Origin of the sequence: Streptomyces pactum, assembly GCF_002005225.1 — a bacterium.
GTDB classification, from domain to species: domain Bacteria; phylum Actinomycetota; class Actinomycetes; order Streptomycetales; family Streptomycetaceae; genus Streptomyces; species Streptomyces pactum_A.
Genome location: NZ_CP019724.1, coordinates 6,866,695 through 6,877,858, shown reverse-complemented (window position 1 = coordinate 6,877,858; position 11,164 = coordinate 6,866,695). Strand labels below are relative to the sequence as shown.

Annotated in this window: 13 protein-coding genes and 2 pseudogenes; 10 read left to right on the top strand and 5 right to left on the bottom strand. The window is 70.9% G+C overall.

The features are described from left to right. Positions 1 to 120 precede the first annotated feature (120 nt). Positions 121 to 573, top strand: a complete 453-nt coding sequence (locus B1H29_RS29625; protein ID WP_055416013.1) for a DUF6314 family protein — start codon at positions 121 to 123, stop codon at positions 571 to 573. 353 nt (positions 574 to 926) lie between these two features. On the opposite strand, the pseudogene B1H29_RS29620 reads toward B1H29_RS29625, so the two are convergent. Continuing rightward, positions 927 to 1,451, bottom strand: a pseudogene (locus B1H29_RS29620) (IS701 family transposase); the annotation flags it as partial. Between B1H29_RS29620 and B1H29_RS40250 the strand changes: the two are divergent. The 5 genes and pseudogenes from B1H29_RS40250 to B1H29_RS29600 form a co-directional block, all read left to right on the top strand. Next, on the top strand, positions 1,441 to 1,698 hold the full coding sequence (locus tag B1H29_RS40250; RefSeq protein ID WP_055416014.1) for a hypothetical protein: 258 nt from the start codon (positions 1,441 to 1,443) through the stop codon (positions 1,696 to 1,698). The pseudogene B1H29_RS29620 and the gene B1H29_RS40250 sit on opposite strands and share 11 nt — an antisense overlap. Positions 1,699 to 2,045: 347 nt before the next feature. After that, positions 2,046 to 2,453, top strand: a complete 408-nt coding sequence (locus B1H29_RS29615; protein WP_234392932.1) for a hypothetical protein — start codon at positions 2,046 to 2,048, stop codon at positions 2,451 to 2,453. 86 nt (positions 2,454 to 2,539) lie between these two features. Continuing rightward, a complete protein-coding gene (locus B1H29_RS29610; protein ID WP_234392933.1) occupies positions 2,540 to 2,836 on the top strand; it encodes a tail fiber domain-containing protein in 297 nt (98 codons plus the stop codon). Positions 2,837 to 3,074: 238 nt separating this feature from the next. Then, a complete protein-coding gene (locus B1H29_RS29605) occupies positions 3,075 to 3,728 on the top strand; it encodes a 2OG-Fe(II) oxygenase (RefSeq protein ID WP_244209047.1) in 654 nt (217 codons plus the stop codon). A gap of 57 nt (positions 3,729 to 3,785) precedes the next feature. Next, positions 3,786 to 4,286, top strand: a pseudogene (locus B1H29_RS29600) (transposase family protein); the annotation flags it as partial. A 58-nt stretch (positions 4,287 to 4,344) separates the two neighbouring features. On the opposite strand, the gene B1H29_RS29595 reads toward B1H29_RS29600, so the two are convergent. Together B1H29_RS29595 and B1H29_RS29590 are read right to left on the bottom strand one after the other, a co-directional pair. After that, on the bottom strand, positions 4,345 to 4,932 hold the full coding sequence (locus B1H29_RS29595; RefSeq protein ID WP_055416018.1) for a histidine phosphatase family protein: 588 nt from the start codon (positions 4,930 to 4,932) through the stop codon (positions 4,345 to 4,347). A gap of 242 nt (positions 4,933 to 5,174) precedes the next feature. Beyond that, positions 5,175 to 6,620: a PLP-dependent aminotransferase family protein gene (locus tag B1H29_RS29590; protein WP_055416019.1), complete on the bottom strand. Its 1,446-nt coding sequence runs from the start codon at positions 6,618 to 6,620 to the stop codon at positions 5,175 to 5,177. Here B1H29_RS29590 and B1H29_RS29585 point away from each other — a divergent pair. Beyond that, positions 6,619 to 7,545: a DMT family transporter gene (locus tag B1H29_RS29585; RefSeq protein WP_055416020.1), complete on the top strand. Its 927-nt coding sequence runs from the start codon at positions 6,619 to 6,621 to the stop codon at positions 7,543 to 7,545. The two genes, B1H29_RS29590 and B1H29_RS29585, sit on opposite strands and share 2 nt — an antisense overlap. 28 nt (positions 7,546 to 7,573) lie before the next feature. Then, positions 7,574 to 7,768 (top strand): DUF1918 domain-containing protein, encoded by a 195-nt coding sequence (locus B1H29_RS29580; RefSeq protein WP_055416021.1) that lies wholly within the window; start codon positions 7,574 to 7,576, stop codon positions 7,766 to 7,768. 12 nt (positions 7,769 to 7,780) lie between these two features. Here the strand turns inward: B1H29_RS29580 and B1H29_RS29575 are convergent, their stop codons facing one another. After that, positions 7,781 to 9,055 carry a glycoside hydrolase family 10 protein gene (locus B1H29_RS29575; RefSeq protein WP_055416022.1) on the bottom strand — a complete coding sequence of 425 codons (1,275 nt, stop codon included), beginning with the start codon at positions 9,053 to 9,055 and terminating at the stop codon, positions 7,781 to 7,783. 178 nt (positions 9,056 to 9,233) lie between these two features. Between B1H29_RS29575 and B1H29_RS29570 the strand changes: the two genes are divergently transcribed. Then, positions 9,234 to 10,106, top strand: coding sequence for a 3-hydroxybutyryl-CoA dehydrogenase (locus B1H29_RS29570; protein ID WP_079160531.1), 873 nt, complete (start codon positions 9,234 to 9,236; stop codon positions 10,104 to 10,106). A gap of 182 nt (positions 10,107 to 10,288) precedes the next feature. Continuing rightward, positions 10,289 to 10,546 (top strand): hypothetical protein, encoded by a 258-nt coding sequence (locus B1H29_RS29565; protein WP_055416023.1) that lies wholly within the window; start codon positions 10,289 to 10,291, stop codon positions 10,544 to 10,546. On the opposite strand, the gene B1H29_RS29560 is transcribed toward B1H29_RS29565, so the two are convergent. Next, positions 10,543 to 11,106 carry an NUDIX hydrolase gene (locus tag B1H29_RS29560; RefSeq protein ID WP_055416024.1) on the bottom strand — a complete coding sequence of 188 codons (564 nt, stop codon included), beginning with the start codon at positions 11,104 to 11,106 and terminating at the stop codon, positions 10,543 to 10,545. The genes B1H29_RS29565 and B1H29_RS29560 overlap by 4 nt on opposite strands. Between the last annotated feature and the right edge of the window lie 58 nt (positions 11,107 to 11,164).

The window sequence follows — 11,164 nt, the reverse complement described above, 5'->3', positions numbered from 1 at the left end:
CTAGGTCGTTCGAAATATCGGACATTGGTCAGCACTTCGAACGGCAAGATAGGGAGGGGGCCACGGCGCGTCAATGGGTCGCGCAGCAACCAGTGGGCCGGAGACGGAAAGCGGGTGGAAATGGGCGAGTTGTGGCCGGTGCCGGACGTGCTGGCGTTTCTCGCGGGCCGGTGGCGCACCGAGCGGTCGGTGCGGGATCTGGCGAGCGGCGCGGAGGGCCGCTTCGAGGGGACCACGGCGTTCGACGCGCTCGACGGCGACGGGCTGCTCGGCCGGGAGACCGGCGCCTTCACCTGGCAGGGCGTGACCCGCCCCGCCGAGCGGACGCTGCGCTACGCGCCGGGGCCCTCGCCCGGCATCTGCGACGTGTACTTCGCGGACGGCAGGCCCTTCCACGGCCTGGATCTGACCTCGGGCCACCACGTGGCCGACCACCCGTGCGCCGCCGACCTCTACCGCGGCGAGTTCACCGTCCGGGACGAGGACCACTGGCGGACCGTGTGGCGCGTGGGCGGCCCGGCGAAGGACCTGCTGCTCACGACGGACTACCTTCGCGAGACGCCGGATTCCTGAAAGCTCTGGGGTTCCCGGGACGCCAGGGCGACTGGGCCTCCACGGCTCCTGGACGCCTGGGGCTTCGCGGCCCCCAGGCCTCCGGGGCCACTTGAGCCACTTGAGCCACCTGGGGGTTGGTCCCTTGGACCTCTAAACCCTCTAGGCCTCTAGGCCTCTAGGCCTCTAGGCCTCTAGGCCTCTAGGCCTCTAGTATTGCTACGGTGTTTGTGCTGATTGCTGACCAGTTCAGGGACTGTGTCCGCGTCGTTTGTAGTGACTGAGCCGAGCTCGACACTGCCGTCTGCGGCGCCATGTCGACCAGTGCAGGACGTGGTCGACCGGGGTGGGACGGCGGTCGGTGAGTCGGGTGATCAGGCGTCGGATCTCGGCGAGACTGAGGTGCTTGAGCGGGGAGGATCCGTTTCTGCTTTGTCCGCATCCAACTGGCGGGCGCGCAGGACGGTCAGGCAGGCGTGGGCGGCCATGGCCAGGGTCATGTGGCGGTGCCAGCCGGGATAGCGGGGACCTGGTAGTCGTCCAAGGCCGCACTCCTGCTTGGCGGTCTGGAAGCATTCCTCGACCGCCCACCGGCTGCCGGCGATGCGGATCAGCTCGTCCAGCGTGGTGCCGGCGGGGCAGTAGGCGATGTAGTAGGAGATCTCCTCGGGCCTGCTGACGCTGCGGCGGGCGGGAACCCAGTGCCAGCGGTCCTCGCGGTGCCACGGCCGCGCTTCGACGCGGGCCCAGTCGTGAATCCGCCGGCCGTGGGCTCCCTCGCCGCAGGAACGACGTTTCCACTTCTGCCGTGGCAGGCCGGGAAACAGGTCGTGGACGGGGTGGTCGAGGGCGAAGCAGGTGACGACGGTGTCGTGGCGGGTGGTGGCCATGACGTGGCGATGCGTCGAGTCCGTCGCGTCGGGCGATGAAAACGCCCAGCTCGTGTCGGCTGAGAGCCTGGTTCCCGCCGAGGTGGTGGACGCCGCACCTACGAGCGCGGTGCGGCGAGCGACTGGAGCGACCTCCTCCGTCGTCCCCCAGGAGCCGGAACTCGACCTGCAGGGAGACGAGAGCCTCCTCGAAGCAGCGACGCCGGAAACCTACGTGGCTGTCAGCCGGTACGACCTTCCCGCCGCACGCGCCTAGCGTCCCATGCCAGTGAACCTTGACCGATTGCCACTGAAGATTGACCGCTGCCCAGTTCGTGCCATCGAACCGTGACTGACTAAGTCAGCGCCCCGTCCGACAGTTCACCCGATAGAAGGCATCTCCGATCTTCACGCAGTATCGTCGGCCAGGCGTCCTTACAGTCTGCATGCCGTCCGGATGAGATGGCATGCGTCGCTGACACATGGGAGTGGGACGTGAGGTCTTCGGGTATGGCTGTCTCGGCAATGGCCGTGGCTATGGCGGCGCTGGGAGTAGGAAGTGGTGCCCCCGTGTCCGCTGCCCCCACGGCTACGCCGTCGTGCGGCGGGGCGGAGTGCCCCAGTTTGAAGCCGACCAGGCTCACGGCCAGCCAGGCCAGCCTGAACGTCACGCAGATGCAACTGGAAAACATCAACGCGATGGCGACAGACGCGGTGACCGGGGAGCCCATCCGCGGCGCGAAGATCGTGTTCGCCACCATTGGCGGCCGGACGCTGGGGATGGCCTACACGGACTACTACGGCATCGCTGCGATCACTGCGCCGGAGAATTTCGGCCCCGGAACCCTCCAGGAACTGCTGGGCGGCTATGAAGCCGCGATGATCGGCGACGGCATTCACGCCCCGGCCGGAGCCCACGGAGCGATCACGATTGGCACGGACCAAGGCCCTGGTGTTCCAGGCGGCCCCTGCTCCGTCTGCAGTGACCGTGCGCTCAAGCAAGACGTGGTCCCGGTCGACTGGAGCCGGTAGCGGTGGGGATCTTCCGTCGGCGGTCCCGGGCGGCTGACCACGGCGCCTCGGCACGGCTTCGAGCTGAGGCCCGGGAGCTCAGCGACGTGGTATCGGCCAGCCCGGTCAACGGTTACGCGGTTCTGGAGACCGTGGCCGCGCTGCCCGTCAGTACCTGGCGCTACCTCTGGGAGCCCGAAGGCGTGCGTCACCTGGGGCCGATGGCCCAGGACTGGCACGCCGCCTTCGGCTTGAACCCCGACGACACCACCATCCCCGTCGTCGACGGCCTCGGCGTCGCCCTGGTGTGCATCCAGGCACTGGACCGCCGCGTGGAAGAGCTCACGGCCGAAGTGGATCGTCTGCGAGAAGCCGCGAGCCCGAACACGCCCGGCGCCGCGTGACGCGCCAGATGGCCTGTTGCGATGCTCCAGCGCTCGGCTGGGGAAGGCCGGTTGCCGCAGTCGCCGTCCCCGCTGAGCGCGGCCCGTGGTGGCCATCCCTTCCCTCGGATAGTGGGGGAGTCGGTCCCTGCGGAACTCAGCGTGATCCAGAAGGCAAGACACGATGACAAGGCAGGACACCTTGACACGACACGAGACCGTAACGGGATCATCCCAGGGGATGGATCTGCGGTCACCGGTGTGTACGGACGCAGTCTGGCGGCTCCCGGTGACGGTCTGTCGCATCACCCAGTTCCTGGGTGAGCAGACGGCCGGCGCCCTACTGGAGCGCGCCATCGCCTCCGCCAGCGACACGTTGAAGCCCTCCATGATTCGCGACCGGGAAGTGGTCCCCGACTTTCGCCGGTCCCGCTCGCGCCAAGACTTCGCCGCGCCTGAGCTGATCGCGGCCATGTACGAGGTGCTGGAGGGGGTCGAGCACACTCTCGGAGTCTCCTGCCAGCACACCGAACCCAGCTACAGCCTCAACGCGCACAACGACGGCGACTTTTACCGGCCGCACCAGGACACCGGCGTCGAGTTCGCCCCCCGGCGCCTGCTCACATTCGTGTACTACCTGCATCGCACACCCCGGCCTTTCGATGGGGGCGAGCTGCGTGTGTTCGACGCGGCTCTGCCCCTGCACACCGAGACGGCCGGGAGATGGCAGGAGCGCACCTGGCGGGACTGGGAGCCCGAGCACGACAGCATCGTCTTCTTCCTACCCACCGCCTGGCATGAGGTAAGGCCGGTCAACTGCCCGAGCAAGCAGCACGCGGACAGCCGCTTCGCCGTCAACGGCTGGCTGTGCAGCCCCGACCCCGCGCACCGTGGGAATGACGCGAGCCCGTGAAACACATCGTCCCCGAGTCCGACCGGCGGGGATGCGTCCCCTCAGTCGGACTCGTTCGCGCTCGAGCCGGCTCGTGCTGGCACTGATGCCACCGACCGGCTGTGGATCGAGGACGGCACCCTCGTCCCGGTCCGCGACCGCAACGTCGGAGCGTCTTCGCGCAACTACCGGTTCTCGGCGAACGTGCAGGTCATCGTGGCCGCCAAGACGCGCTTGGTAGTGGCCGCGGCACGTCCGGTGCCCGGCAACACGGCGGACGCGAAAGTCTGGCGGGACTCCGGCCTGGCTGCACACTGCGAGGGCGTGACGGTCCTCGGCGACGGCGCTTACATCAACACCGGGCTGATCGTCCCACACCGCAAACGCCCCGGACACCCCCTGTTGAAAGGCGAGGAAGAAGACAACGCCCAGCACCGCAAGGTCCGCGCCCGCGTCGAGCACACCTTCTCCCGCATGAAGAACTACAAAATCCGCCGCGACTGCCGGCAACGCGGCGACGGTCTCCACCACGCCGTCCAGGCCGTCGCCCGCATACACAACCTCGCCCTCGCCGCATGACCACACCGCCCCGGACACCCGCTCCGACCTGCCTGATCACGGCCTTCTGCAACACCCTTTAGGACCTCGAGGCCGACGCCCCTTCGAAGCGGAGGTTCCAGCGGCCCGCGCGCCCCGTGACGGTGGCCGTCGACAGGGGGCGGACGTCCAGGTTCCAGTACGTCGCGGGCGGCGCTTTCAGGACGTACACCAGCGCGGCCCGGATCACGGACGGCTCGGCCACGGCGACGATGCGGTCGCCGTCCTCGCCGGGGCGGGTGTCGAGCCAGTCGCCGACCCGGGTGATGAAGGCCAGCAGCGGCTCCCCGCCGTGCGGTGCCGTCCGCGGGTCGGCGAGCCAGGCGTCCACGGCGGCCGGCTCGCGGGCCATGGCCTCGCCGAGAGTCAGTCCGCGCCAGCGGCCCATGTCACAGTCCCGCAGGGCGAGTTGCACCAGCGGCACGCAGCCGATGGCGTCCCCGGTGGCGCGGCTGCGGGGCGTGGGCGAGCAGTAGCGCAACTCGGCCGCCGCGAGCGGCAGCAGCTCGCCCCCGGCGCGCAGCACCTCGTCCCAGCCACCCTGGTCGAGCGGCCGGTCGTCGTCGAAGCGCTCCGCGAGCAGCGACGAGCTGCGTGCGGCCGCGACAAACGTGACCCGAAGCGCCATGCGGTGATGGTGCTGCGCCAAGGTACGCAGGTCAAGGGGTGTTACCTCTGGGTTACCCAGGGTGTGCCACGGCTCACGGGCCGAAGGCGGGAACCAGCCACCGCTCGGGCCGGTCCGGGGCCGCGGAGCCGAGTTTCCGGTAGGCGCCGTACGCGTCGTGCACGTGCACCGTCACGCGAAGGTCACCCGGTCGGTGCTCCGCGCCGGCCTGCCCGCACCAGCCGTGAGACCGCGTCGCCCCGTCATGAGCGGCTGCCCCACACCTCCGCGCAGGCCGTGCGCAGGCGCCGTACCCCTTCCGCGATCTCCCCGACGCCTCCGACCGCCGCGAAGCTCAGCCGGAGGTGGGCGGCCGGCGGTTCGGCGCTGAAGTAGGGCCGGCCCGGGGTGACGGCGACGCCCGCGCGCAGGGCGGCCGCGGTGAGGGCGGTCTCGTCGGTGCCGTCGGGCAGGCGCGGCCACAGGTGGTAGCCGCCGGAGGGTACGTGGGACAGGGCGACCTCGGGCAGGTGCCGCAGCAGTGCGGACGTCATCGCGTCCCGGCGGGCCCGCAACTCGGCCGAGACGGCGCGCAGATGGCGGGGCCAGGCGGGCGAGCCGACGAGCTCCAGCGCCGCTTCCTGCAGGGGCCGGGGCACGAAGAAGGTGTCGACGACCTGGATGGCGCGCAGCCGCTCCAGCACCGGTCCGCGCGCGGCCAGGGCGCCGACCCGGAAGCTGGGCGAGGTCGCCTTGGTCAGCGAGCAGACGTGGACGACGACGCCGTCCGGGTCGTCGGCGGCGAGCGGGGCCGGCAGCGGGCCCGCGTCCTCGTGCACCAGCCGCCGTACGAAGTCGTCCTCGACGACGAAGGCGCCCGCCGCGCGGGCGATGCGCAGCACCTCACCGCGCCGCTCGGGGGCGAGCACGGCGCCGGTCGGGTTCTGGAACAGGGGCTGGCAGACGAAGATGCGGGCGCCGGTCGCCCGGAAGGCGTCGGCGAGCAGGGCCGGCCGCACGCCGTCCGCGTCCACGGGCACCGGTACCGGGCGCAGGCCGGCCGCACGCGCGATGGCCAGCATGCCGGGGTAGGTCGGGGACTCGACGAGGACGGGAGCGCCGGGCGGGGCGAGGGCGCGCAGCGCGGTGGTCAGCGCGGACTGGCCGCCCGCGGTGATCAGCACCTCCGCCGCCGTGATGGCCCCGCCGATACCGCGCGCGAACCACTCCCGCAGCTCCGGCAGCCCCTCCATCGGCGGCCGGCCCCACGCGCCGGGACGTCGCCCGGCCCGGGACAGCGCCGCCGCCATCGCCCGCTCCGGCTGCAGCGACGTGTGCAGGTAGCCGCCGTTGAACTCCACGACCCCGGGCGGCGGCGCGGACAGCGAGACCAGCACCCCGGAGGCGTCCACCGAGCGCGGTACGAGGTCGGCGGCGCCGTCGGCGCTCAGCGCGACCTCCTGCCACGAGGTGTCCCCGGCGGGCGCGGCCGACTCGCGTCGCCGGGCGCGGAAGGCCCCGGCGCCGGGGCGGGTGACCACCAGCCCCTCGGCGGACAGTTGCGCCAGGGCGCGGGAGACGGTCACCGGGCTCACCCGGAACCGGTCGACGAGGGCACGGCTGGACGGGAGCTTTCCGCCGGGTGAGTAGCGGTCGAGCTCCCGCCGCAGTTGGTTCGCCAGGTCAGCGACACTGCTACGCTCTTGCATGAGAGCAGAGAGTAGCGCTATCAGCTCATCGACGATAGCGGTCGGCGGTTCGGACACGGCACCCCGCAGGAGCTTGTCCGGCACCCTCCAAGCCGCCCTCGGTGTCGTCGCCTTCTCCCTCACCTTCCCCGCCACCGCGTGGGGCCTCGAGGGCTTCGGCCCGTGGTCGCTCATCGCCGTGCGCAGCGTCCTCGCCGCGGTGATCGCCGGTGGCTGTCTGCTGGCGGTGCGCGCGCCGCTGCCCGAACGGCGGCACTGGTTCGGGCTCGCGGTGGTGGCCGGCGGCGTCGTCCTCGGCTTCCCGCTGCTGACCACGCTCGCCCTGCGGACCTCGACCACCGCGCACGCCGCCGTCGTGGTCGGCCTCCTCCCCCTGACCACCGCGCTGCTGTCCGCCCTGCGCATCGGCACCCGCCCCTCGCGCACCTTCTGGACGGCGGCCCTGGCGGGTGCGGCGGCCGTGCTCGCCTTCACCGTGCAGCAGAGCGGCGGCGCCCTGACCACGGCGGACGCCTTCCTCTTCGCGGCGCTGGTGGTGTGCGCGGCCGGCTACACCGAGGGTGGCCGGCTGGCCCGGGTCATGCCGGGATGGCAGGTCATCGGGTGGGCGCTGGTGCTGAGCCTGCCGCTGACCGTGCCGATGGCGGCCGTCGCCCTGTCGTTCGAGCCGGTGCACCTGACGGCGCACAGCGTGACCGGGCTGCTGTGGGTCGCGGCGGGTTCGCAGTTCCTGGGCCTGGTCGTCTGGTACCGGGGCATGGCGGCCATCGGCATCCCCAAGGCCAGCCAGTTGCAGCTCGCCCAGCCGCTGCTCACACTGGTGTGGTCGGTACTTCTCCTGGGCGAGCACCTGACGGTGGCCGCTCCGCTGACGGCCGCGGCGGTATTGGTGTGCATCGCGGTCACCCAGCGGGCCCGGGGCTGAGCGGCACACACGTGAGGAGGCCTCACAGATGCACGCAACCAAGGGCGACAAGCTCATCCAGCACGGCCGGGTCGTCGGTGAGCACGACAAGGTGGCGGAGATCGTCGAAGTCATGGGCGAGGAGGGTGCTCCCCCGTACCGGGTCCGGTTCGAGGACGGGCACGAGGCGGTGTGCTCGCCCGGCCCCGACTCCGAGATCCGGCACAGGGAGATCCAGCTCTAGCCGGGTTCCGTCCTAGCGCGAGGTGCCGGCCGGCTGTGTGTAGTGGTCGGCACTCACCCGCGCCATCGCGCCGATCCGGTCGTCGGCCACCTCCTTCGCGGAGAAGAAGACGTGACCGCGCACCTCGGGATGGTTCCGGGCCAGCGTGAGGTGCCGGGACAGTTCGGCCGGGTCCTGCCAGGCGGCGGGCTGCGCCGGGTCGCCGGCCTTGTACAGCGCCTCGCCCACGTAGAGCTGCGTCCGGCTGCCCCGGGCGACCTCGGCCCACCAGGGGAGCAGTCGCGCGTAGTCGGCGGCGTCCAGGCCGATGTTCCAGTAGAGCTGCGGCACGATGTAGTCGAGCCAGCCCTCGCGCACCCACTTGCGGGTGTCCGCGTGCAGGTCGTCGTAGGTCTGCACGCCCGCCCTGGTGTCCGAGCCCTTCGGGTCGGTGGCCGCGTTGCGCCACACCCCGAAGGGGCTGACCCCGAAGCGGGCGGCGGGCCGGATCCTCTTGACGCGTTCCGCGGTCTCGCGCACCAGCAGGTCGATGTTCTCCCGGCGCCAGGCCGCCTTGGTGGCGAAGCCGCTGCCGTAGGTGCCGTAGGTGCCGCCGTCGTCGAAGCTCCGGCCCGCCACCGGATAGGGGTAGAAGTAGTCGTCGAAGTGGACGCCGTCCACCGCGTACTTCTCCACCGCGTCCATCATCGCGTCCTGGACGAAGGCCCGGACCTCGGGCAGCCCCGGGTTGTAGTAGAGCTTCCCGCCGTAGGGCACCACCCACGCGGGGTTCCGGCGCCCGGGGTGGGAGGGCACCAGGCGGGCCGGGTCGTCGTGCGTGGCGACGCGGTACGGGTTGAACCAGGCGTGCAGTTCCAGGCCGCGGGCGTGGGCCTCCTTCACGGCGGTGCCCAGCGGGTCCCAGCCGGGGTCGCGGCCCTGGCTGCCGGTCAGGTACTCCGACCAGGGCTCGAACGCCGAGGGCCACAGCGCGTCCGCCGTCGGTCGCACCTGGAAGATCACGGTGTTGAGACGGTGCCGCACCGCGTTGTCGAGGTGCTCGATCAGTTCCGCACGCTGCTCGGACGCGCGCAGCCCCGCACGGCTGGGCCAGTCGCGGTTGGCCACCGTGGCCAGCCACATGCCCCGCATCCCGGTGACGGCACGGCGTGCGGGCCGTTCCGGGGCGGGGAGCGGCGCCGGCGGCGTCGGTGCGTCCGACGGAACGGGTGCCGCCGACGCCCGGGGCGCCATGGTGAACGCCGACAACGCCGCCACCGCGAAAGCACGACGCGAGACACGGCCCATGGAATGACCTCCTGAACACTGTGGATCCGCACGGTCACGGATCGTGAGGGGATACCCAGCATGCCCGACCCTGAGGACGGATCCGTGGCCATTCGGGGGTAACGTGCTCGATCGGAGCAGGCGCCGGGGACCCCGGCAGGCCTGCTGCCACGGCAGTGGAGTCAGCGAAAGGGACGATGTGACCGGCATCTCGGGAGATATCGCACGCGTCGGCGTGGTGGGCTGCGGTCAGATGGGGGCGGGCATCGCCGAGGTGTGCGCCCGCTCCGGTCTGGAGGTGATGGTCGCCGAGACCACCGGCGAAGCCCTGGAGATCGGCCGGACCCGGTTGTACAACTCGCTCGCCAAGGCCGCCGAGCGCGGCAAGATCACCGAGGAGGAGCGGGAGGCGACGCAGGCGCGCCTGAGCTTCACCACCGACCTCGGCGAGTTCGCCGACCGTGATCTGGTGATCGAGGCCGTCGTCGAGAACGAGCAGGTCAAGACCGAGATTTTCCAGGTGCTCGACCAGGTCGTGACCCGGCCTGACGCGATCCTGGCCTCCAACACCTCCTCGATCCCGCTGGTGAAGCTGGCGGTCGCCACCTCGCGGCCCGACCACGTCATCGGCATCCACTTCTTCAACCCGGCCCCGGTGCAGCAGCTCGTCGAGCTGATCCCGGCGCTCACCACCTCCGAGGGCACCCTCAGCCGGTCGCAGCTCTTCACCGAGAAGGTGCTGGGCAAGCACTCCATCCGCGCCCAGGACCGCTCCGGCTTCGTGGTCAACGCGCTGCTGATCCCCTACCTGCTGTCCGCGATCCGGATGTTCGAGTCGGGCATCGCCAGCCGCGAGGACATCGACAACGGCATGGAGATGGGCTGCGCCCACCCGATGGGGCCGCTGAAGCTGGCCGACCTGATCGGCCTGGACACGGTCGCCTCGGTCGCGTTCTCGATGTACGAGGAGTACAAGGAGCCGCTGTACGCCGCTCCCCCGCTGCTCCAGCGCATGGTCGACGCGGGCCGGCTGGGCCGCAAGAGCGGCTCGGGCTTCTACTCGTACGGCTGACACGCAGCGTGACATCGCACGGGCCCGGCACCTGACGAGGTGCCGGGCCCGCGGCGTTCACACGGCGTGTGCGCGCCGGGCTCGCATATGCCGCCCGCACACTCTCCCCACGCGCCCACCAGGCGGGTTGACTCACCATGCACATGCAAGGGATGTGAGACGACTACGGAAAGGAGCGGTTCGTGACCGCCGATCCCGAGCATTCCGTCGTCCAGGGAGAACTCGCAGAGTTACGACGCCGGCTCGACGTGGCCTACGCCCGCGTCGAGGGCGGACTGGCCCTGCTCTCCCACCGCACCGAGGAGACCGCCAAGGAGCTGGAGGATCTGAACACCCGGCTGACCGCCCTGGAGCACGCCCGCTGGCCGCTGCCCTCGGTCGCGGTCGTCACCGCCGTCGGCGCCCTGGTCGTGGCGGTCTGGCAGGCCCTCGGACACTAGGCACCGCCGACCCGGCCGGGCGGGGTGTCCTGTCCGAGCCTGAGGTGGTGCAGCAGGAGTAGCGCGGCCGCCATGTTGGCGGCCGGGACCTCCCCGCGGGCGACCAGGTCGGGAACGAGTTTGAGGGGGACCCATTCCCGGCGGTCCGACTCGAAGTCGTCCACGGGGTGTCCGACGTACGCGCCCTCGTCGGCCCAGTAGATGTGGTGCCGGGCGTCGGTGAGACCGTTGGACGGCTCCACGCTCATGAGGTGGTGCAGCGGTCCCGGCCGCCAGCCGGTCTCCTCCTCCAGTTCCCTGGCCGCCGCCACCGCCACGTCCTCGCCGTCCTCGACGACGCCGGCCGCCAGTTCCCAGCCCCAGCTATCGGTGATGAAGCGGTGCCGCCACAGCAGGAGGACCTCGCCCGCGTCGTTCACGACGGTGGCCACGGCGACGGGGCGCATCCGTATGAGGAAGTGGTCGATATGCCGGCCGTCCGGTAGCCCGACGTCGGCGAGATTGACGCTGAACCAGCGATTCGAGTACACAGTTTGCTCGTTCTCTTTCGTCCACTGCACGGTTCTGCCACCTTTCCTGGAGTAGGTGGCAATATCGCAGCAGTGGCGTCCCGGCAGC

Bases quoted from the DNA above. Each gene is read 5' to 3' on its own strand.
- B1H29_RS29580 (WP_055416021.1), top strand. From the start codon at position 7,574: ATGCACGCAACCAAGGGCGACAAGCTCATCCAGCACGGCCGGGTCGTC.
- B1H29_RS29625 (WP_055416013.1), top strand. From the start codon at position 121: ATGGGCGAGTTGTGGCCGGTGCCGGACGTGCTGGCGTTTCTCGCGGGC.
- B1H29_RS29590 (WP_055416019.1), bottom strand. From the start codon at position 6,620: ATGCAAGAGCGTAGCAGTGTCGCTGACCTGGCGAACCAACTGCGGCGG.
- B1H29_RS29585 (WP_055416020.1), top strand. From the start codon at position 6,619: ATGAGAGCAGAGAGTAGCGCTATCAGCTCATCGACGATAGCGGTCGGC.
- B1H29_RS29575 (WP_055416022.1), bottom strand. From the start codon at position 9,055: ATGGGCCGTGTCTCGCGTCGTGCTTTCGCGGTGGCGGCGTTGTCGGCG.
- B1H29_RS40250 (WP_055416014.1), top strand. From the start codon at position 1,441: ATGACGTGGCGATGCGTCGAGTCCGTCGCGTCGGGCGATGAAAACGCC.
- B1H29_RS29595 (WP_055416018.1), bottom strand. From the start codon at position 4,932: ATGGCGCTTCGGGTCACGTTTGTCGCGGCCGCACGCAGCTCGTCGCTG.